This is a genomic window from Novosphingobium sp. FG137, assembly GCF_057809735.1.
This window is the reverse complement of the sequence record NZ_JBMDKN010000009.1, coordinates 89,641-111,360: the sequence shown is the minus strand read 5'-3', so window position 1 is coordinate 111,360 and position 21,720 is coordinate 89,641. Positions and strand designations below refer to the sequence as shown.

Genomic DNA, 21,720 nt, shown 5'->3' with positions numbered 1-21,720 from the left:
CTGATGTTGACTTGAGCCCCGCCGATCGAACACGAGGGCGCGCCTAACACCCAGGCTAGCAACGACCGGCCCCGTGAGCCTTCAATACCGCACGATCTCCACGCGGCGATTGCTGGGATCGACAGCCGCAGTGCCATCACGCGGATGGTCCGAGCCATAGCCGACTGCACGCAGCTTGGTCTGCGGCACGCCCTTGCTCACCAGATACTCGACCACGGCCTGAGCACGTGCCCGCGAAAGCGACCGATTGAAAGCGGCAGGGCCCTTGCTGTCGGTGTGCCCTTCGATGACGAACTGGCGGCTGCCCGCAGCGCCCATCAGCTCACGCGCGAAGACGTCGGCCTGCTGGCGCGCATCGGGCGTGAGTTCGGCAGAGCTCTTTTCGAACGAGAGCCGCATGTCGAGCGCGCGGCGCGTTGCAGGAAGCGCCTGGGTCGTGCGACGGCCAGCCCCGCCCATCCTTGCCGTCGAGCTCGTGTTTACATAGCTCGGTCGGCTCGAAGCCGGGGCATTCGGACGGGTCGCGGCAGACTTTGCGGGTACGGCACCGGAGAGATGGAAGCCCTTGGTTTCGCCCGCCGGGCAAACCCCGGTCGTCATGCACGGATCATCGCCCCCAGCCGCATCAGCGCTGGCATTGGCCTGAGGTGCAGGGGCTTCAGCTGCCTCGTCACATCCGGAGACAAAGCAATGGATTTCGGACTGGCTGACCGGCGCACTCTGTCCCAGCGCAGGTTGAACACCAGTCAGCGCGAAGGCTGCCGTGAGAGTGGCAATGGAAACGCGGACCATCGCAGTCATCCCCTATTTTGAACCAAACTCGAATCAACTAAACATTCATAAACCTTAACCAGCACGCAGACAACCTTGTCGCGATCCCCAATCGGCACACGAACCGCCCGATGATGGGCCAAGGTTGAGAGGGGCATTCCCGCCCGGACTGAATTGTTCTTGTTCGCCGCGTGATTTGTGCGATCACCCGCAGCAAGGAACCGCGACGCATTCGGTTCAGAACAACATTGCGTACGGAGAGGGCCATGGCGAAAGCGGAACCTTTTCAAAGGAGTTCGGATCTGGCCGACCATCCTGTGGCCGGACTGGCTTCGTTGACCGCCGTGGTTGCATTGACCCTCGCACTGCTGCTGGGCGTTCCTGCGATCTTCGGCATCCTGCTGGCAGACCCCTCTATATCCGAACTGCCCGGCGCGCTGCTGGAAGGCGCTTTCACGCTGGCCACGTTCACGCCGATGGGCCTGCTTGCGCTGCTGGCGATCCGTTTCTGGCGCCTGCCCCTTCCGATGGGCCGGACCCCTGCGCTTCTGGGCGGCACCGGACTGGCCATGGGCGTCGTCGGCTTTGCTCTCTCGGTTGCGCTGTGCGCGATCGCGGGAACAGCCAGCGAAGGCCCACCGGCACCCCAGGGGATTGGTCTGCTACTGCTTGAAGCGGCACTTCTCCTGCTGCAGAGCGGCGCCGAGGAATTGACCTTCCGGGGCTGGCTGCAGGCCGACCTGTCCCGCCGCTGGGGACGCACGCCTGCGGTGATTGTGGCAGCCATCACATTTGCGGCCCTGCACTTTGTTGCTGCGGCAAGCGATCCGATGTCGTTCGTGACCATGCTGCTCGGCGGTCTGCTGTTCGGATTTGCCTATGCCCGGTCAGGCTCGTTCCTGATGGCATGGATGATCCATTTCGGCTGGAATTCGGCGGAAGAACTGCTGTTCGGCCTATATCCCAATCCAGGGTCCGGCACGTTTGGCACGCTGATCAACATCGATCTGCGCGGCGCCGAGCTGTGGGGCGGCGGCCCGGAAGGCCTCAATGCCAGCATCGCCGCGGTGGTGGTGCTGATTGCGCTACTGGTGGTGACGATCATCTGGCCAACCGCCGAACCTGCAAAAGCCCGAAAAGGCTGACACACCTCGATTCAAACGGACCTTTGCGCGCGGCTGACATCGATAGAATCGCGCACCTGCTCGAACGTTTCAAGCTGCGGTCCGGTGAGTGTCTTGCTCGCGCTGTTGTCCGGCTGCACGCCGAGCGGATCGACCTTTTCGCCAGCGATATGCACTTCGTAGTGCAGATGCGGGCCAGTCGAATGGCCGGTCGTCCCCACCTCGCCGATCTGCTGCCCCTGCGCCACGCGCACGCCCTGCGCCATGCCTGCAGCAAAGCGGTTCATGTGGAGATAGAGGGTCTCCCAGCCATTATCATGCAGGATCTTGATGAAGTTGCCATTCGGGCCCTTGGGTCCGCAGAATTCCAGAACGCCGGAACCCGAAGCGTAGATCGGCGTGCCGATTGGCGCAGCGAAATCGATGCCCCCGTGCATTTTCTGATACCCCTCGATGGGGTGGATGCGCATGCCGAACTTTGATGTGACGCGCGCCCCGTCCACCGGTGTGCGCATCAGCGAACGGGCGACCGTCCTGCCGCTCGCATCGAACCACTGCACTTCGCCAACCTTGTCCGGCTGGAAGCGATAGACAGCGGCCGAGCGGGTTTGCGTGGTGAGCGAGGCATAGAGCAGTTCGGGCGCGCCCATCGTCTGGCCCGAGGCATTGGTGGGCTGCGAATAGGCCAGTTCGAACGCATCGCCCGCCGCGACTTCGCGCTGAAAGTCGAAATCGAAGGCGAGGGCCTTGGCAAACGGGGAGATCAGGGAATTGGGCACGCCGATCCCGACAGCCGAAGTGTAGAAGCTGTCTCCGTCCATGATCCCGTGCATGACGACGATCCGATCACTGACCTGCGCCGCAATGCGGGTGGTTTCCAGTTTTCCATCCGCGCCCAGTTTGACAATGGCCCCGGAGCTGTCGGGGTTGGATGCCTGCAGCCGCACGAAGGTCAGTGCATCACCGGCGCGGGCCATTTCGAGCATCGCACGAATCTCGCCCTGCGCGGCAAGTGCGGGGCTTGCCTCGCGCGCCACATCGCCCGCCATCTGGGCGGACAGGCCAAAGCGCTGGAGCGCCGTCTGCAATTCGCCCGATCCGGAAAGCAGCATCGCGCGCCGCAGCGTGCCTGCCGTCTCGGACGACTCGGCCGCCGCGGTGCTGTCTGCGCCCGGAACCGGGCCCGCCAGCCGCGGCCGCACGAGGAATGCTGCAAGCGCGCCAGCCGAAAAGACCCCGGCGCCAAGCCCCAAGGCCAGCACGCGGCGCCGCGCCAAGCCCTGCCGCGCAGCGCTGAGCCCCTCTGCCGCAGCAGGCGACCATGCAGCAGCCCATTGGCGGGGATCGTAGGAATTCACCTGAGCCTGTTGCATAGCTTCGTCCCGCGCTGAGATCGGACAAGGCGCATTATCCGAGACAATAAATCCCGACTTCCTCGTCAGGCGGTTATTGTTGCCGAGAATGGAGGCGCCAGTCTATGACCTTTGTCGAGACAGTCGGGGAGCGCGAACCGGTGATACCATTTCGCACGGAATCTTGGGCGGCGACCGATACCGGTGCAGTTCGGAAGCATAACGAAGACAGCTACCTCGTTGCGGACGGATCGCGCGTCTGGCTGGTGGCAGATGGAATGGGCGGCCTCGAACGCGGCGACTGGGCTTCAAGCCAGGTCGTCGAGGCGATTGCCGCCGTTCCTGCCGTCGAAGGCCTTGAAGATCTGCTGGAAGCGATCCGCGGCGCGCTGACCGAGGCCAACGAACGCATCCTCGGCGAATCCGAGCGTGTCGGCAAGCAGATGGGTTCGACAGCGGTGGCTCTTGCCGTGCGCGACAAGCGTTTCGGCGTGGCATGGGTGGGGGATAGCCGCGCCTATCTGCTGCGCGATCGCCGCCTCTATCGGCTGACCCGCGATCATAGCCAGGTGCAGGACCTGGTGGACCACGGCGTGATCGACGAAGTCGCCGCCGCGACTCACCCATTGCGCAACGTGCTCACGCGCGCGGTTGGCGTGGCCCGTCCGCTCAATGTCGATACGATGATCGAAACGCTGTGCGATGAGGATCTGTTGATCCTGTGCAGCGACGGCCTCTATGGCGTGATGGGGGAAGCTGCCATGCAGGACGCACTTGCCAGTCAGCCATTTGAAGAGGCAGCCAGACAGATGATTGCGCGCTGCCATGAACTGGGCGCGCCAGACAACATAACGGTAGTGGGCGTGGCCACCGCGGAAGTGACCTTGGTCCAATTCGGCGGAGCGGAGAACTGACGTGAGCGACGAAAGAGACGAAACGGTCTTTCAGCCTTCCGCTTCTCCCCCGGCACCGGGCGGAGCGGGCGAAGCGCAGGGTGGCAGCCTGAACTTCGATCCGGCAAGCACGTCAGACGAACAGGAAGAAGGAACGGTTTTCGCGGCGGCTTCGGAGCCTCCTGCCGGCGCGGCACCCGCGTTCGGCACCCCGCTGATGGCACCGATCCCGGTTTCGGCGCAACCGGCAACACCAGCGCCCCCTGCCCCCATGCGCCCCGCGAGCGGCAAGCAGGCTTCGCTCGAAATCGGCACCGTGCTCAACCACATGTTCGAGATCAAACGCTTCCTGGCCCGCGGCGGCATGGGTGAAGTGTTTGAAGGCGTGAACATCGCGAGCGGCGAGCGCGTCGCGATCAAGACCATCCTGCCGGAACTGTCCGCCGATCCCAAAGTGATGGCGATGTTCCGCAAGGAAGCGCAGGCACTGACGGAGCTCTCGCATCCGGCCGTGGTGCGCTATCGCGGCTATGCGATGGAGCCGGAGCTGGGCTTCTACTACATCGCGACCGGCTTCATCAGCGGGCAGAACCTGTCCGATATCGTCGGCAAATCGACGCTGACGGAGGATGAGCTCGCAGAACTGCTGCGCAGGCTCGCCGAAGGTTTGCGCGAGGCTCACGAGCTCGGCGTCGTCCACCGCGACATCTCGCCCGACAACGTTATTCTCGATAGCGACCGGCTGGACCGGCCCAAGATCATCGATTTCGGCATCGTGAAGGAAACCGATCCGGGTTCCAAGACGATCATCGGCGATGGCTTTGCCGGCAAGCCCAGCTATGTCGCCCCGGAGCAACTGGGCGATTTCGACAAGCAGATCGGCCCGTGGTCCGATGTCTACTCGCTCGGGCTGGTGATCCTCGCCCTTGCGCAGGGGCGCAAACCCGATCTTGGCGGCCTGCCTGCCGAAGCCATCATGAAGCGCCGGAACGGTATCGACACAAGCTCGATTCCGCCGCGCGTCCGCAAGGTGGTGGACCAGATGCTGGTGGCCGATTCGCAAAAGCGGCTGCGGTCGATGGATGCGGTGATCACGGCGCTGGATCAGGCCATGTCCGGCAAGGCGCCAAAGCGATCGGCGGTGCCGGGCGGCGGCAAGACTACCGGCGCGACCGGCGCAACGAAGCCTTCGGGTTCCGGACCCAGCCTGCCACCCAAGCCCGTGCTCATCGGCGGCGGGGCGCTTTTGGCGATCACGCTGCTGGGCGGGATCGGCTACATGACGATGAGTGGCGGGTCGAAGGCACCTGTGCCTGAAGCTGCCAGCAGCGCTCCGGCAGCATCCAATGTGCCGCTCGAAAAGATCGACGCAGCGGTTCAGTCCGCGCTGCCAACGATCCCCTGCTCGTGGATGACCGTAGACGTAAACCGTGATGGCTCCGGCGTTTCGTTCACAGGGTCCGGCGTCGCCGGCGCGCCGCTCGATGCCGAGAACGGCATCATTCAGGCAGCCAAGAGTCTGGGCGTCGAAGCAGGCAGCGACTTTACCGGCATCGCGCGGATCGACGACAGTTTCTGCCCGGTTCTCGACGAACTCAACAAGTTCCGCGCCGGTCCGCCGATTCATATGACGCGCAAGCAGCCCGAGTATGAACTCGATACGATGCCGCCCGAGAGCTATTACAAGGGGCAGATCGGCACGAAAGTGATCACCGATTTGTCGCTTGCTGGCGTGCAGGAGGAGTTCGCGCTGTTCTCGATCGAGAAATCGAATGTGATCACCGACATCTCACTTAATCGTTCAGCTTTTCAGGCATTTGTCGGCTCGCCTAACGTCGAGCGTTTGCCGGGCGAAGACGCTTACCGCATCAACCTTGAGACCAATGCGCAGCCTGGCTGGGCAGGTCTGGTGCTGATTACCGGCAAAGGCGGCTTCACCAATGACTCGCTAAGCGATCTTGTCAGCGCCAACGGGAAAGCGGCCTTCGAAGCCAAGGCAAAGGCCAATGGCTGGAAGGTCCAGATCGTGTGGTACAAGTTCGTCGACAGACAGCCCAATGCACCGGCTGGCGGCAGCCCAGGGACAACGGCCCAGTAGCCGCCGCGACGCCGGAAAGATCGCTTACCCTTTGACCGCAGCCGCGTAATGCTGCGCAAAGGCTTTGGCGAACACTTCGACGAAGCCGTCTTTCGCACCGAACGCCTGCACATAGGCACGCCACGCTTCGGCCTCGCTGCGCGCGCTCGTCTTGATCGAGGCTGGCGCGAACTGGTCGAGCGCATGGTGCAGGCTTGTCTGCATGGCGCCCTGCAGAGCACGCTGGTGCGCGTCGATCGCGCCGGCCATCGCCGTGACGCGCGCCTGCGCCTCTGCCGGAGGAAGCGCCAGCAAGCGCTGCAGCATCGCCTCGGGCGGCAGGGGTGGATCGGTTTCTGCCGCTATGCCCAGATCGGCCCGCGCTTTCGCCCGATCCTGCGCCTGCGCCGCAAAGCTTCCCACCACGGCACGCAGCAGCGCGCCGCATGCAGCCAGCACTTGCGCGTCGGGTGCGGTGACCTGCGCGCGTGAAAGCCCGGCGGCCTGAAGCAGCACACCCACAGCATCGCCTGCCTGCGGCGGGATGGCAGCTGTCGGCGCAGTCAATGGTGCGGCGCTCCACCCAGTGGGAATAGGAGCGGCAGAACCAGCCGGCCCAGAAACCGGTGCAGAAATCGGCGCTGCGCCGGCCGCCCGACCCCAGCTGTCACGCGCGGCAGGAGCCGGGGCCGACTGGCTGGATTCCTGCAACATCGCCACGATCTCGCAGCCGCCCACACCGATCACATCGCCATGACGCAGCATGTGCGGCGCAGCAAGCCGGTGCCCGTTAATCAGCGTGCCCCCCGTGCTGGTATCGGTGATCCGCCAAGCCAGACCTTCACCGGCAATGGTGCAATGTCGGCGCGAGACCGAGAGATCCTCGAGCAGGAGATCCGCTCCCGCCCCGCGCCCCACGCTCGCCTCTCCGCACTCCAGCTGCAGCGGGGCTGGCGGTTGTGTCCCCGGATACTTGCGCACGGCGAGAATAAGCGGCATTTTGCCTCCGGTGTTTGCAGCCGCATTATTAGTTGGACGCAAACTTTGCGCAATAGCGAGAGACCAGACCTTGGATGACCGCACGACGAGTTACGACAGGGTTCATTATCCATCAGCGGTTTACCGCACCACCACGCCTGAACATCTGGCCGCGATCGCTCGGTTGCATGGTCTCGACGCAGCTGATCCGCGCAGTGCGCGCGTGCTGGAGATTGCCGGCGGCGATGGGCTCAACGTGCTGGCAATGGCAGCCGCCTATCCCGGGGCGCAGTTCGTTTCGTTCGACCTTGCCGCAAGTGCGGTTGCGCACGGTCAGGCCTTGATAGCCTCGGCCGGGCTGGCCAATGTGCGGATCGAAACCGCTGATATCCTCGAAGCCGCCGGTTCGATGGAGGGGCCGTTCGACTACGTCATTGCGCATGGCCTGTATGCGTGGGTGCCGCCCCATGTCCAGCAGGCCACGCTGGCGTTGATCGACCGTGTTCTGTCGCCGCAGGGCATTGTCTTCATCAGTTACAACGCGCTGCCCGGCGGGCACTTGCGCATGGCCCTCAGGGACATGCTGCTGTTCGAGCTCGAGGGCGTGAACGATCCCGAAGCGCGGATCGACCGTGCGATCGAAGTGCTGAACGCGTTCGGCCAACCGCGCGACGATGATTCGGTCTCTCAGGCAGCGCTGCGCCGCGCGGCGCGGCTGACTGTCGGCAAGGACCGCCACACCCTGTTCCACGATGAACTCGGCCCGGTCTACGATCCCAAAGCGCTGCAAACGGTGGCGGAAGAGGCAGCGGCCCACAATCTGGCCTACCTTACAGAAGCGCAGCCTGGCGGACTGTTTCACGGCTTTCCGGGCGAACAGGTCGACGATCGTGAGACCGTGCGGCGTGCACAGCGCCGCGACAACGACGAGGTCTGCTTCTTTCACCAATCGCTCTTCGTGCGCCCCGAGCGGCATCCGGCCCGCGTTCCCGATCCTGCATGGCTCGGCACGCTTCTGGCGGGTGTGCCAGACAGCCTGCGACGGACCAGCGAAAGCGAATTCACATCAAGTGCCGGCAGCTTCCAGCTTGATGATCCCGTCCTCGCCGATTTTCTTGAAAAGCTGGTGCGCATTGCGCCGGCGCGATTTCCGCTGGCCGACCTTGCAGCCTCGGAGGACCACGCAGCGGCCATTCTCGAATTGATCAACCAGGGGATCATCGAACCCCATTCGCTGCCGTTTCCCGGCGCATTGCTACCGGGCGAACGGCCCGTGGTCAGCGCGCTGGTTCGCGCCCTGCTTGCGCATGAGGTGCCCAACCTCGTCACGATGGACCACCGCGTCGTCCATCTGACCGACGACGCACCGCGCCGCTTGATGGCCCTGATGGACGGCACCCGCACAGCAGCCGAGATCGCAGCCGATGCCCGCCGCATGGGCTTGTCTTCCGAGATCGATGTCAATCTCGGCCTGCAACAGCTCGCCCGCGTGGGAATGCTGGCCCTGTCCCCGGAAAGCTAGGGTCAGGAGCGAACCCGCATTTCGCGCCGATGGAAGGTTGGCCGAACGGGATCGGCCAACCCGCAAGGTCAATGGACCGATCCGATCCGGCCATCAAGAATCGCGTCGAGCACGGCCGGGTGCAGCGGTGCCTCGAAGCGCAGGCCGGCGGTGAAGCCGCTCGTCCAGTCGACCGTGGCAGGGCGGGCTTCAAGGCCGGGCAGCGTGATCCACACCAGCATGCCGGGCTTTACGGCGTCCATCGAATCAATGCGCGCCGAGCGGCAGGTCAGGTCGCTCAAGGCAACCTTCGCCCGCAATACGCCGCGGCGGTAGGCTGCAATGATCACCGGCCTGCTTGGCGCAGAACCCCACGGATTGGCCTTGTCTACAGCAGCGTGCTTGACCAGCATGGCGCGTGTTCCCTGCTCAGGATCGGATGATCCCTGCTCACAAGGAAGAACGGCCCGGTAACCCTGCCTTTTAGGCAAGCAGGGTGACCGGGCCGCGCATGCGGTTTACTACTTAGGTCCGCTCGCCTCAGGCCACGCGGAGCGCGGCTTCGGTCTCGAGCGACTGATCGATGGTGGCGGCCACCATCTGGGCCGTCACCGCGCTCAGCGTCCAGCCCAGATGGCCGTGGCCGGTGTTGTAGAACACGCGCGAACGCCGACCGGCGCCTACGCGCGGCATCATGTCGGGCAGCATGGGCCGCAGCCCGGCCCAGGGCAGGACTTCACCGACGCCGACACCGGGGAAGAGCTGGCGCACCCACTGCACCAGCGGCGCGATGCGGTCGGCACGGATATCGCGGTTCTCGCCGTTGAATTCGGCCGTGCCGGCAACGCGGAAGCGGTCCTTGCCAAGCCGCGAGGTGACGATCTTGGCGTCCTCGTCGAGCAGGCTGACCCACGGCGCTGCCGCCTGGCTTGCCTCGTCGCGCAGCATGACAGTGATGGAATAGCCCTTGACCGGATAGACATTGACCCGGTCCCCGATCATCGCGGCAAGGCGGCGGCTGCCCACCCCGGCGCAGATCACCAGCCCGTCGAAATGGCCGACATCCTCGACCCGCGCATCGGTCAGGCTGGCAGTGCGGATGGTGACGCCGCGCTCATGGACGGCAATCGCCTGCACCGCGCGATCAAGCTGGAGCACCGCGCCCTTGCGCTCGCACGCGGCGGCAAGGCCGCGGGTGAACTTGCAGATATCGCCGGTCGCGTCGGAGGGCGTGAAGTATCCGCCGCAGTAGTCACCGGTGACCGTGGGATCGATCCGGCGCATTTCCTCAGGTGTCACCTGAAAGCGGTCCAGCCCGCCGGCACGGACAAGCTCGTTGGTGCGGGCTGCATCGGCAAAGCTGGCGGCGTTGCGGTAGATATGGAGGATGCCGCGCTTCTCGCAGTCGAAATCGATACCTTCGCGTTCGGCAAGATCGAACAGGTACTTGCGCGCTTCGATTGCGAGCCGCACCGTTTCCATCGTGTTGACATCGTGCCGGGGGATCGCACCGAGAAATTCGGCAATCCACGAGAACTTGTGCCAGCCCGGACGCGGGTTGAATAGCAGCGGGGCATCGCGCCGCGCCATCCAGCGCAGGCCCTTGAACACGGTGCCGACCGAATTCCATACCTCTGCATTGCTGGCCGAAAGCTGCCCGCCATTGGCGAACGAGGTTTCCATAGCCGGTAGGGGCTGCCGATCGATGACAGTGACGTGATGGCCGCGTTCAAGCAGCGCGTAAGCCGTGGTAATGCCGGTGATACCGGCGCCGATAACCGCAAAATGCGACATGAGCTATGCTCCATGATGAGTGAAATGAGTCTCAACCGGCCCGTGAGGACCAGTGCGGCGTTCATTTCCCCATCTCTGTCGCTTGTGCCTGAGAGCTTGACCGTTTCGGTATCACGCGCATGCTGCACATGACCCTACACTACGGCTTTCTCCGTCGGCGGATGGCTGCGCCAAGGCAATGAGCCTGCCGCGCCATCACTCTCCAGAGTGTCAAGACCACACGGTTCCTGGTGCCTGAGAGTTTCCTGGGGGGTTGCTCCGTCGGCGCCGGATCGAAACACAGGTTCCATCCGGACTCTCCCATGCGGTCATCAAGACAATGGTTGCGGCGATCTCCCTTTTGCGAAGGCCATGACGGCCCGAACCGATCCTGATGAGCAAGGCCATGACTCGCAGGCATGACCTCATCTCACAAGTTCATTGTGCAACAGCGAAGGGATTTGGTCCAGCCCCTAAAGCCGTTACCCCCCGGATGATCGCTCAGCGCAGTGTTGCCGCAGCCACAGCAGGCTTGGCAGCGTCGCCCACCACGACGAAGGCAGCCCAGTAGAACGGGTGCGAGGTCTGCGGATCATCCATCAGGGCCGCCTCGGCCCCGGCCAGCGCATCGCCGACCGAATTTCCGGCCTTGCCTGCAATGAGACCGCCGATCAGCCGCCGGGTCGCGTTGAAATCATCGGGCACCGGCCAATGGCTGGCAATTACCGCGCGGGCCCCTGCGCCGGTAAAGGCGCGCACGAGTCCATCAAGCGCATAGTTGCCGCCGGTCGTCACGCCCGCCTCGCGGCTCGCGGCGACAGTGGCCATGCCAGCCGTATCGCAGGCCGAGAGGATCACGAGATCGGCATCGAGTTTGAGATCGAAAATCTCGCGGAAACTCAGCAACCCGTCCGAGCCCTTGGCGGCAAAGCTCGTCACCAGCGCCGGGCGGGCCGGGCAGTCCTTGCGCGGCACGGAAACGAGGCCGTGCGTTGCAAAATGGAGCACGCGGTACTGATCAAGCGACGGATCGGCGAGGAGGCCGGTGTCGGTGAAGCTGCTGCCCGTCTTCACCACGCTCATGCTGCCGAGCGCCTTGGCCGCAAACAGCAATTCATCGGGCTTTACCGGACGCTGCCAGACCGCCAGCGGCCAATCGCAGCTGTCCGCCACGGCAGTGACCGGTCGCTGCTGCGGGGCGGCGTTGCTGCCCAGCCCCAGATAGGGCCGCCGCGCGGTGGAGGGCGTAAGGGCTCTGAGATCGAGGAAAGCGCGCGGACTGACGGCGATGGAAATGGCGCGCCCCCGCCCGAACCACGCGATGCCGGTAAAATCGAAGGCATCGGCATCGATATCGACCGTGCGGGCCTTGTAGGCCGCGATCCCGGCGTCCGCCGTCACCAGCACAGCGGGCGGCAACTGGAGCATCGCCGCATCAGGCTCGAATACGAGGTGGCGCACCCCGCCCAGCTCCGCATCGACCGGGCCGAACAGCGCCTTGTAAAGGCTGCGCGACCGATCAAGATCGAAGGGCCGATTGACCGCCTTGCCGTTCTCGATGGTGACGATGCTGTTGCGGATCTTCTGCACGTCACGCGCCATTTCACTGCGTGTCAGCGGCAGGGCATAGAGACGGGCCGATCCGGCTGTCGCGTAGAGGCCGTAGAGGTCCTGCCCGACCGCAACAAGCTTGTAGTAGGCCTCGCCGGATTTGAGCGCGGCCTGCAGCTCGGCCAGCGACACGCGCTTGGGCGCAAGCGCGGTGTAGCGCGGATAGGCGGCCAGTTTGGCGAGGATTTCGGTCTGTTCACGGCGCAGGAGCGCCAGCGCTTCCTGCTGCGAACCGAGTTCGGCCATTTCGGCGGCGGCTGGATTGGCCAGCGCACCGAGCCGGGCGACTTCGCCCTCTGCGCGCGCGATATCGCGGCTGCGGGCGAGCGACAGGCGGAACAGCGCCGCAGCCGCATCGTTGCCTTCGGCCAGCTGGCGCGCAAGAATCGCCTGGGTTTGCGCAACGCCGGGGCGTTCGAGCACTTGCGCGGCGGCAAAAGCGGCGGAGGCGCGGGAAGAGGGTTCGACCCCCTCGCCCGCCAGCAAGGCAAAGTAGGGCGCCAACAGGTCGCGCAAGATGGTTCCGCTGTCCGGGACGGCAGCGCTTTCCTCGACCACCGCGCCAAACAGCTTGGCAGCCGCTGCACGATCACCAGCCGCAAGCAGGAAAGCCGCCTTGCGCGCCTGGGCCGAAAGCACCGCCGGCGAAGCGGGATACGTAGCCTCCAGCGCCGCAATCGCGCGGTCATAGCCGGCATCGGCTTCGCTCCTTCGCCCAGCCGCCCCGGCAATCCCGGCCATCTCGATATCGATCTCGGCCGAAAGCCAGATGATCGAGGCAACCTGGCCGCCGCGCACCGCCCCTAGCCGCTCGCGCGCCTTGGCGAAACCGGCGGCGGCATCATCGGCGCGGCCCGCCATGCGTGCTGCGGTGGCGGCGATGGCGACGGCCTGTCCATCGAGGATCTCAGCCTTTTCCGCACGCGTGAGCGAAGGATCGGGCGCGCCCATGCGGCGGGCGGCGCTGCTTTCGCGGTTCAAGGCGTCTGACAAAGGCAGATTGATCTCGCCGTCCGCCAGCTTCGTGCTGTTGAACACGGCGTTGACCGGATCGACGGGCTTTGCCAGTTCGGCCGCCGCTGCATCGGGGCGGCGCTGGTTGAGCTGATCGAGCGCGCGATAGTTGCGCAGCAGCCGCTGACCGAGGCCATCGCCCGAAAGCTGCGCCCGTTCGCTTTCGCCGAATAGGCGTGCAGCCGTATCGAAATTGCCAAGATTGGACTGCTGAAGCCCCTCGTTGGCGAGCGCCTCGGCCATCTCGGCCTGCTCGCCCTTGCGGCTCCGCGCCTTCTCCGCGAGGACTTCGAAGAACGCGGCGGATTCGGCAAAGCTGCTGCCGTTGTTGCGCAGATATCCTTCCCCGCGCACCCCCAGCGGATCGAGCAGGCCCGCCTGCAGCCGCGCGAAGGCCGCCGCGTCGGTGACTTCGGTGGTGGCCACCTTGATCTCGCCCGGCACCGCCTTGTTCAACACCACGCTGGCCAGCGCAAGGCGCAGCGCCGCATCGTAGGCAGCAAGGCCTTCGACGAAATAGCTGGTATCCCCGCGCACCAGGGCATAGCGCCGATAGTCAAGCCCGCTGGCCGGATCGCGGCAGATCATCGCCTTGGCATTGCCGAGCGCCTCGATCACTGCGCCCCCCGGCGCACCGCACGCGCGCTGAGGCCCTGCTGAGGCGGGAACGCCGTTTAAGGGCGTGGCATCGATCGGGAAGGCGTGGCGCACGGCAATGAGCGTCCCCACCGGGCCGGCGGCATCGCGGCACGAAATCGTATAGCCGCGGTCGAACATGCCGCTGAGGCGCGGATCACGCGGAGCGATCTGGGCGCTGCAGATCACCCCCGCAGAGCCGAGCCGGAAGGTGCTGCGGACCGAGATCGGCACCTCGCGCGCGGCAAGATCGGCGGGGGCCAAAGTGCCGGCGAACGCAGCCAGCGAGGCGAGCAAGCCGATCGCACGCTTCACGGCCGGGCCCCCTCGGGTACGGAGCCACCAATCAGCGCCGGATTACCGCTACCGGCAATCGCTTCGTCGACCTGGCCGGGCAGCGCGTCAGGCTGGATGGGGAGCAGCAAGGGCGGCGGCAGGATGGCCGACTGGACCTTCGGCTGCGGCCCCTCCGGATCGGGCGGCGTATCACCGATTGCGGGCGTGCCGACACCCTCAATCACGGTGCGAATGCCGGGATCGGGCAGACCACGGCTATCGAGACCGCACGTCGCCGCCGTGAGCAGGCAACCATTGAGGCGGCTATCGGCCGTGAAGCCCGAGAAATTGAAACCGCTCTGCTTGAACTGCAACCACGCCTGCGGCCCGCCAATGAGGCCTGTCGCAGCGCGGAAGGTGCCATTGATGATCACCGCAATCGGGCTTGCGCCTGCCGATGTGACCTTGAAGCCGTCGAGCGGTTCCTCAAAGCCCAGCGGATCGAAGCCGCTTCCCGTGCGCTGGATGTAGAAACTGCGGCCCACGGTGAAATCAAGCGCCCCGGCCCTGAGCACAGGCCCGCTGCTCCCCGCGCTCACATTGTCGAGCGCAGGTTCGACCCCGGAGAAGAACGGATCGGCGGCAAGCTGCGCCAGGAGCGGCGTTGCCGCCACGTGGATATCCCGCGCCTCGATCTGCAGCGTGCCGGTCGCCGTGTCGCCCTTGCCCAGCACGGTGAGGCTGCCGGTATCGGACGCGAGCTGGAACTGGCCGGTGCGGAACACCAGCGCATTGCTCGCCCTGAAGCCGGCGACCCTGAGCGCCCCGGCAACGCGGATCGTCCCGCTGGGCGCACCGGCCACCGACCCGCCGGTCCTGAATTGCACGGAGCCGAGCGGATCATCGATGGTGCTGCCCGCATCGGGGCCGGTCACGTCCAGCTTGCCAATCAGGATATCCACCGGCCCGGCGATATCCGGCGCAAACACGCTGAGCGAACCGCTGTTGATCCGGCTCCATTCGGCGTTGTCGATGGTGAAGCCGCTGCTCGGCATCACGCTGCCATCAAGCCCATCGCCGATGCGCAGGCCCGCCGCATTGCGCGAGACAAGCGTGATGGTGCCCGAAATGCCCGCGTTGAGGCCAGACCCTGCCGGCATATCGAGATCGCCGGCGCGCAGTTCGATCGAAGGCGATTGCCACAATCCGCCGAGCCGAACCATGCCGCCCGCATCGACAAGGATGCCCTTCGCGCTGACGTTCCCGGTCCGCAGATCACCTGCTGCACCGATGAGGACAGTGCTGCCGGCATCGAGATCGCCCACAGCAATGCTGCCACCGTTGCTGTCGAGCGTGATCGTACCCGCAGATGACATCGCTCCGCCGGTCAGATTGCCAACTGCATTCACCGAGATCGAACCGCCGGTAGCATTGACCGAGCCCGCCACGTTGACAGCCGCGCCGCCCTTCACGTTGATGCCCGCACCACCGGCAAGATTGCCCGCCGTGAGCGCACCGACCGAATCGAGCGACAGGGAATCACCCGCATTCGCCGAGGTGACGTCCATGGTCGTGCCGGATGTCAGGTCGATCCGGTTGTCAGCAACAAGCGCTCCGGCGGCCAGTGCGCCGCCCGCTTGCAGAGTGATCGCGCCACTCGCCGGAAGCGCCCGCTTCGTGGTCACGTTCCTGACCGAGACGTCGCCAAGCGACACCGCCGTCAGCGCACCGGCGTTGATCGCGCCTGTCACCGTGATCGATGCGCGTGCTGGCAGAGGCTGTGCGGTCAGCACCGCATCAAGATTATAGTCGCTGAGCGGATTGCCGCCGATGCCGAACATCTCGTAGTCGGCCAGCAGCACGCGTCCCGATGCGGTGATCGCCCCGAGCGATTGCGCCCCGCCGCCAAGGGCAACGATCTCCCGCCCGGCCAGCGAACCCGTGGTGATCGCCCGGGGGGAGAGCAGCACGATATCGCGCGCAGCAGCCAGATTGCCGAGCGTTACGCCATCGAGGCCGCGCACCGTAATCCCGTAAGTCGCGCCAGATAGGGCGGATGGGCTGACCAGCCCCGCCGAAACGGACGACGCGCTCACTGTCCCGTCCGAGACGAGTTGCACGCTGTCACCGGCCTGGATAGCACCGCCCGCTGCAACCGACGTCGCGCCGCTGAGGGCAACCCGCTGCCCCGCCGTCACCGCACCGGTCGTCAACACCGCGCCCGATGTGAGCAGGGCCGCGCCAACGGCGGAAACAGTGCCCACACTGATGTTGCCCGGCGCATCGACCGTCGCGTCCCCGCCGGAACGGATCGCACCGAGTGAAACGGTCGTGCCCGCCGCTACGCCGACAGCGCCGAGCGACGTCAGATCATCGAGGCGAACAAGGCCCGGCGCGGCGACCGTAAGCGCGCCGCCGCTGCGTGCCGACATATGTGCAAACAGGTGCCCGCCGGTAGTCAGGCTGACCGATGTCGTGCCCGAAAGCGTGCCGACGGTGCCTGCGGGGGCAGCAGCGGGCAACCAGTTCCCGGCGGAGATCGTGGCGGACACGGTGGAGACATCGGCCCCGTCGAGCGTGGCGGTCAGGTCGGCCGGTGTGTTGAAGGTGAAATCGCCGGTCAGCACGGAATTGCCGCCCGCCAGCGCGATGATCGAGGCCGGTGCTCCCGCTGCCGCCGAGCCCGCGCTGGTGAAGCTGAGGCTGCTGGCATTGATCGACCCGCCGCCCAGCAGCCACGTCAGCGGATGGCCCAGAATGGACGCCGTTCCCGCTGTCGCCCCCGTGCCACCAGTCGCATTGGCGCTGAACGTCATGGTCTGGCCGGATATCTGTCCGGTACCGATCAGCAGCCGGACCCCGCGCAGATCGCCAGCATCGGCGGTGCCGCCAACTTGCGCAATGCCGCCGGTGCTGAAACCGCTGTTGCCGCCCGTGGCATCGGCCTGGCCCTGGATCGAGCCGCTCAAGTTGAGGACACCCGCCTCGGCCGTGATGGTTGCAGTTCCACCCACCGCATTGCCGCCGTTGCCGTCGATTGACGCTGATTGGCCGATCCCGCCCGCGCCGCCTGCCCCGCCGATCCCGTTCGCGGAAACGCCGGACGCGGCAAAACTGGCAGAACCGGTGGACGCAACAGCAGCAGCTCCGGCGATCACGCCCAGCGTTGCCGAACCGCCACGACCATTGCCGCCAGAACCGCCAGTGCCACCCGGACCACCGCTGATCGAACTCCCACCCGTGCCGCCACTGCCGCCGATGCCATTTGCCGTCACAGTGGTACCGACAAGCGCGAGATCGGCGTTGCCGGCCTGCGCCAGCGCGCGCGCCTGCCCGCCTGTGCCGCTGCCGCCCGCGCCGCCATCGTCCGGGAACAAGGTGGGCGCACCGCCCGCGCCGCCACGTCCGCGCGCGTCGATCAGGGTATCGCCAAAGCTCAGGGTCGCACCGCCTTCAAGGGCAGCGAAACCGATCACATCGGCGCTGCCGCCGGTTCCTGCGCCGCCAATGCCGCCGTTGCCGCCCGATCCGCCGGTGCCATTAGCCCTGACGGAGAGACCGGTGCCATTGGCCGCGCCATTGCGCGCGGTGAGTGCTGCTGTGCCGCCATTGCCTGCACCGCCATTTCCGCCATCACCACCCGTGCCGGCTGCCGATATCGCAGTTGCCCCGGCGATCCCGATGCTGCCGCCAGCGCCAAGGGTCACGGCATCGCCTGCCGCAATGCTTGCTGTACCACCGATGCCGCTACCGCCGGTTCCGCCGGAACCGGTCGCGCCCGAAAGGACCGAATTGACAGTCGCGCCCGCACCGCCCCGACCATCGGCCAGAACATCGAGGCTCTGCACGAATGTGACCGCACCACCTGTAGAGCGGACCGCCGCGGTTCCGCCCAGCCCGGCCCCGCCATCCTTGCCGAAGGTAGCCGCTGCCGCACCGCCCTGGCCCGTGGCATCGACCAAGACGACATCGCCGAACCGGAAATTCGTACCCGCAGCAGCCAGGATGCTGGCATTGCCGCCTGAACCCGTGCCGCCCTCGACCGTGCAAGCAATGCAGCGCTGGCCAATGCCGCCGATGCCGCGCGCATCGAGCGTGGTCACGCCGGTGACCTCGAGCACGCCCCCGTTCGCCTTGCCCTCGATGATGGCTTGTCCGCCGGCTCCATTCGCACCGGCAAAGTCGTTGAGGAAAGCGCTACCCCCCGCTCCCGAGGCATCGAGCACAAGATCGCGGCCGACGGTGACGTTCGATCCGCCTTCGAGCGATAGCTGCGCCGTACCGCCCTTCGCCGAAGTGGGACCCAGGTTTGAGGCGGCGTCGGTGCTCTTGCCGATCCCGCTGGCATTGATCGAGAGATCGCTGCCGATATTGACTACTGCGCCGCCTCGGGCGGTTAGCGCGGCGCTGCCGGCAAGCGTATCGACTTCGACGAGAGGAGCGCGCGCACTGCTGATCGAGGCAGCGCCGCCAACAGTAAGGCTGCCCTGATCGACAGTGATCACCGCATTGCCGCTGTCGGTCGAGAAACTTCCTGTAGCCTGCCCCCCGTCGAGCGCCGTCAGTTCCAGATTGCCTGTCACATCGAGGGTCGAGCCAATGCCGCCGACCGAAATGAAGGCGCCGTCGTTGGAGGCCGCTGCGGGATCCTGCACCCCTGACAGCGAGAGATTGGACGCAAAGCTCGCGGCATTGCCGCCATCGACCACAAGCGAGGCCTGACCGGTGGCTTTGCCGGTAACCTGCGAAGTCCCGGTGATCGCACCGATTTCGAGCGCAGCCGGAACAGCCGCACTCGCCTTGGCGCGCACGGTATCGATGAGGCCGTTCGCGATGTTGTATCCGGCAGACAGCACGATGGCATTGCCGTCGACGTTTGCGGCCCCCGCCACATCGAAGCCAAGCGCGCTGCCGCCCTTGATCGCCATGGTGATGGCATCGTTCTTGGGCACGGCGACCATGTAGACGCGGTGGACTGCGTTGGCATTCGCCACCGGCCCGGTGATCACACCGTCGTTGGTCACGACTTCGCCGGTCGTGCTCGTGCCCTGGTCGATCTGGATATCGAACAGGCCATTGGGCCGGAAGGTAATCGTCGATGCGTCCGCCGCCACGATCACCGCCGAGCCATCGACGTTGATCAAGCCCGAATTGATCACTTGCGGCGCAATGAGCGCGACGTAGGCGTTGTTCGGTCCGGCCGTGATCCGTGCGCCCTTCTGGATTTCAACCCGGCTGCCAGCATTGGCTGGCAAGAACTTGTAGGTGCCTGCATTTCCGAAAACGCCGGTGGCTGCATCGAAGTTCAGATCAGACGTGGTCAGCACGAGATTGCCGACGTTGAAGACGCCCGTCGCAGACACCAGCATGCCGCCGGGGCTGTAGAAGAACACCGTCCCGCCCCGGCTCGCCGCGCCCGTGGCGAGATCGATCAGCTGCGACGTCACTGTCCCATTGAACGTGATCGGGCGGGTCAGATCCTTGGGCAGGATCCGGTTGAGCACCGTCAGCGAAGTCGCGTCCCGGTTGGAAAACAGCGCGCTGGTCCCTGCGGACTGGAAATCGATCGGCCCGCCGCCGCTGGCCGTGTCGCTCGGTGACCAGTTGATCACCACATTGGGCGAGTCCGTCGCAACCGTGGTGGTGCCCGGAGCTACGGAAATGTCACCCAAACCGGCGACGATCGTCCCCGTCGCGTTGAACGATTGCGCACGGGCCGCCATCGGCGCGGCGGTCAGCATGGCCGCCATGGCCAGCAGGGACGGAGCGCTGGCAAACCTCAGGCGCATCAGCGGCCTCCCCAGGGCACGAGACGGGTGGTGAGCGAAACCAGCAGCCTTGGCGCCGGCTTGCGGCCGATGAATCCTGCCCGGTCAAGCGGGACAGCCAGACTGGCATCGAGCCGGAAGCGATTGCCGAGTTCAGCCCGCACCCCGCCGCCAAGCGAACTCAGGCGCTGGGGCTTGCCGGCGCCGCGATCCCACGCCCACGCCGCATCGGCGAAAACAAACGGCTGCACCAACGGCCCGTTGCCGCGACCGATCGAACGGTGCGGTCCGCGCAGTTCGGTCGACAGACCGACCCCGCTATCGCCGGTGATCGCCCCCGGATCATAACCGCGCCCAACGGTATAATTTCCCGGCGCAAAGGCTTCGAAACCAAGCACTTTTCGGAAGGCATACTGTCCGCGTGGATGAACCACGAGCGAGAAGCGGCCGAGCGCGCGTTCGTACTCGACCTCAGCGCGCACCACGGTTGCCGCTGGCGACGCATCAAACCGGCTTGTTGGCACCTGGCTGCCACAGGCGACGCCGAGGCAGGAGAGCGAAGCACCAAGACCCGCCAGCCCCTGCCGGACTTCCAGCGAGCCATCGATCCGCCAGGCCGGTTCGGCCCGGGTCAGGTCCATCCGGTCAAAGTCGAGCCGGGCCCAGAGCACCCGCAACCGGTCGCGGCTGAGCGGCAGAATGAGGGTCGTATCCTGATCGAGCAGATCGAAGCCGCCGCCCAGCCAAACATCGCCGGCCTGCGAACGGACGAGCGGATAGCGGGCATAGAGGCTGGCAAGCAGCGTCGTCGCCTGCAGCGGAGCACCGCCGGTTGCCTGCCCCAGATCGGGCCTGGTCCAAGCGTAGGTCAGCGACGCACCGACAAGAAGGCCCTCGCTGCCGGGGCGGAACTCATGGCTGGCCTGCAGGATGCGCTGCTCGCGGAAATCCGAGGTGGTATAGTAGGAAAGTGTTGTCGCATCGCCCGCGCCGGTGATGCCGAAAGCCTGTGCGCGCAACTGGCCGCCCCACCGCCCGGTTGCCGCAGAAGCGAGGTTCTGTACTGAGAAATCGGCGGCAAATGCTTGGCGAAGAACGGTTACTTCACCGATGAGATCACCCGGAGCCGTTCCGGCCGGGCGGAGCGTGAGCTGCACGTTGTAACCTGGCAGATCGCGGGCCAGCAGCAGATAGCGCTCGGCCTTGTTGCGATCGAAAATGTCGTCCCTGGTCAGCCTGCCGAGATAGGCCATCAACTTGCGTTCGGCCCCGCGTGTCTCCCCCCGCGCGCGGATCGCGGTGACCCGGGCATAGAGCACCTCGAGGCGCACTTCACCGTTCTCGATCCGCTGCACGGGCACCTGCACCGCCGCAAGGTAGCCCTTGCTCCTGAGGATCGTCGCTGCCGCGTCACGGATCTCGCACAGCACCGAAATCGGCTGCGGCGTTCCGGCGAGCGGCTTCCACGCCGCTTCCATCTCGGCCGCCGTCGCGCCCTTGAGCCCGTTGAACGTTACGGCGCTGATCGTCGTGGTGATTTTCGCGAACTGCGGATCGGCAAGCGGGCAGCCCGATCGTTCGATCCCGCCGGACACGGTAAGACGCGGAGCCTGCACCGACGGGGCACGGGTTATGCCGCCCAGTTCATCCCGGCTAGGTCCGGCAATCGATGGTGTACTGACTTGCGCGAGCGCGCTGGAGGGAAGGCCGACCAGCCCGCTTCCGATCGATGCGGCAAAGGCCAACGTGAGCCAGAGACCGCATTGTGGTCCTGCCCTTCGTCTACTGGCCCTCGCACCCTCGTCCGTCATCGAGGCCCCAATCTTCCCTGCTGCGGTCGTCGCGGCCCCACTGTTCTGGTTCAGTTCCGCGTAGCAAGCGGCAATACCGCGAGTCAAACGCTTTAGGGCATAGCCAAGATACTGTTTTAAATACAATTTTTTCAA

The 21,720-nt window shown here is 65.6% G+C and carries 12 protein-coding genes and 1 riboswitch; of the genes, 4 read left to right on the top strand and 8 right to left on the bottom strand.

Annotated features, from left to right (window positions below):
* Positions 1–81: 81 nt before the first annotated feature.
* Complete coding sequence (locus tag ACODS2_RS21060; RefSeq protein WP_489000511.1) at positions 82–792, bottom strand: OmpA family protein; 711 nt, start codon at positions 790–792, stop codon at positions 82–84.
* A 170-nt stretch (positions 793–962) separates the two neighbouring features.
* On the opposite strand from ACODS2_RS21060, the gene ACODS2_RS21055 reads away from it, so the two are divergent.
* Positions 963–1,916 (top strand): CPBP family intramembrane glutamic endopeptidase, encoded by a 954-nt coding sequence (locus ACODS2_RS21055; protein ID WP_489000510.1) that lies wholly within the window; start codon positions 963–965, stop codon positions 1,914–1,916.
* An 11-nt stretch (positions 1,917–1,927) separates the two neighbouring features.
* On the opposite strand, the gene ACODS2_RS21050 is transcribed toward ACODS2_RS21055, so the two are convergent.
* The gene (locus tag ACODS2_RS21050) at positions 1,928–3,268 is read right to left on the bottom strand and encodes a M23 family metallopeptidase (protein ID WP_489000509.1); all 1,341 of its coding nucleotides are present in this window, start codon (positions 3,266–3,268) and stop codon (positions 1,928–1,930) included.
* A gap of 104 nt (positions 3,269–3,372) precedes the next feature.
* Between ACODS2_RS21050 and ACODS2_RS21045 the strand changes: the two genes are divergently transcribed.
* Positions 3,373–4,161 carry a PP2C family protein-serine/threonine phosphatase gene (locus ACODS2_RS21045; protein WP_489000508.1) on the top strand — a complete coding sequence of 263 codons (789 nt, stop codon included), beginning with the start codon at positions 3,373–3,375 and terminating at the stop codon, positions 4,159–4,161.
* 1 nt (position 4,162) lies between these two features.
* On the top strand, positions 4,163–6,238 hold the full coding sequence (locus ACODS2_RS21040) for a serine/threonine protein kinase (RefSeq protein ID WP_489000507.1): 2,076 nt from the start codon (positions 4,163–4,165) through the stop codon (positions 6,236–6,238).
* A 24-nt stretch (positions 6,239–6,262) separates the two neighbouring features.
* Here the strand turns inward: ACODS2_RS21040 and ACODS2_RS21035 are convergent, their stop codons facing one another.
* Positions 6,263–7,216 carry a type VI secretion system-associated FHA domain protein gene (locus ACODS2_RS21035; RefSeq protein ID WP_489000506.1) on the bottom strand — a complete coding sequence of 318 codons (954 nt, stop codon included), beginning with the start codon at positions 7,214–7,216 and terminating at the stop codon, positions 6,263–6,265.
* Between the two features lie 70 nt (positions 7,217–7,286).
* Between ACODS2_RS21035 and ACODS2_RS21030 the strand changes: the two genes are divergently transcribed.
* Positions 7,287–8,717, top strand: a complete 1,431-nt coding sequence (locus ACODS2_RS21030; protein WP_489000505.1) for a methyltransferase domain-containing protein — start codon at positions 7,287–7,289, stop codon at positions 8,715–8,717.
* Positions 8,718–8,785: 68 nt separating this feature from the next.
* Here the strand turns inward: ACODS2_RS21030 and ACODS2_RS21025 are convergent, their stop codons facing one another.
* From ACODS2_RS21025 to ACODS2_RS21005, 5 genes are all read right to left on the bottom strand, one after another.
* Entirely contained in the window at positions 8,786–9,109 is a 324-nt protein-coding gene (locus ACODS2_RS21025; protein ID WP_489000504.1) for a PilZ domain-containing protein, read from the bottom strand.
* A gap of 127 nt (positions 9,110–9,236) precedes the next feature.
* On the bottom strand, positions 9,237–10,490 hold the full coding sequence (locus tag ACODS2_RS21020; protein WP_489000503.1) for a D-amino acid dehydrogenase: 1,254 nt from the start codon (positions 10,488–10,490) through the stop codon (positions 9,237–9,239).
* A gap of 211 nt (positions 10,491–10,701) precedes the next feature.
* Positions 10,702–10,803: riboswitch (glycine riboswitch) on the bottom strand.
* Between the two features lie 167 nt (positions 10,804–10,970).
* Positions 10,971–14,045: a CHAT domain-containing protein gene (locus ACODS2_RS21015; protein ID WP_489000502.1), complete on the bottom strand. Its 3,075-nt coding sequence runs from the start codon at positions 14,043–14,045 to the stop codon at positions 10,971–10,973.
* Positions 14,042–19,795 (bottom strand): beta strand repeat-containing protein, encoded by a 5,754-nt coding sequence (locus ACODS2_RS21010; protein WP_489000501.1) that lies wholly within the window; start codon positions 19,793–19,795, stop codon positions 14,042–14,044. The genes ACODS2_RS21015 and ACODS2_RS21010 overlap by 4 nt, the downstream gene beginning before the upstream one ends.
* Positions 19,795–21,519: a ShlB/FhaC/HecB family hemolysin secretion/activation protein gene (locus tag ACODS2_RS21005; protein WP_489000500.1), complete on the bottom strand. Its 1,725-nt coding sequence runs from the start codon at positions 21,517–21,519 to the stop codon at positions 19,795–19,797. Before ACODS2_RS21005 ends, ACODS2_RS21010 begins: the two co-directional genes overlap by 1 nt.
* Positions 21,520–21,720 lie beyond the last annotated feature (201 nt).

What these genes read in the sequence shown, in the direction of transcription:
- ACODS2_RS21060 (WP_489000511.1), bottom strand. Translation starts at nt 792, where the DNA reads ATGGTCCGCGTTTCCATTGCCACTCTCACGGCAGCCTTCGCGCTGACT.
- ACODS2_RS21050 (WP_489000509.1), bottom strand. Translation starts at nt 3,268, where the DNA reads ATGCAACAGGCTCAGGTGAATTCCTACGATCCCCGCCAATGGGCTGCT.
- ACODS2_RS21045 (WP_489000508.1), top strand. Translation starts at nt 3,373, where the DNA reads ATGACCTTTGTCGAGACAGTCGGGGAGCGCGAACCGGTGATACCATTT.
- ACODS2_RS21035 (WP_489000506.1), bottom strand. Translation starts at nt 7,216, where the DNA reads ATGCCGCTTATTCTCGCCGTGCGCAAGTATCCGGGGACACAACCGCCA.
- ACODS2_RS21025 (WP_489000504.1), bottom strand. Translation starts at nt 9,109, where the DNA reads ATGCTGGTCAAGCACGCTGCTGTAGACAAGGCCAATCCGTGGGGTTCT.
- ACODS2_RS21020 (WP_489000503.1), bottom strand. Translation starts at nt 10,490, where the DNA reads ATGTCGCATTTTGCGGTTATCGGCGCCGGTATCACCGGCATTACCACG.
- ACODS2_RS21010 (WP_489000501.1), bottom strand. Translation starts at nt 19,795, where the DNA reads ATGCGCCTGAGGTTTGCCAGCGCTCCGTCCCTGCTGGCCATGGCGGCC.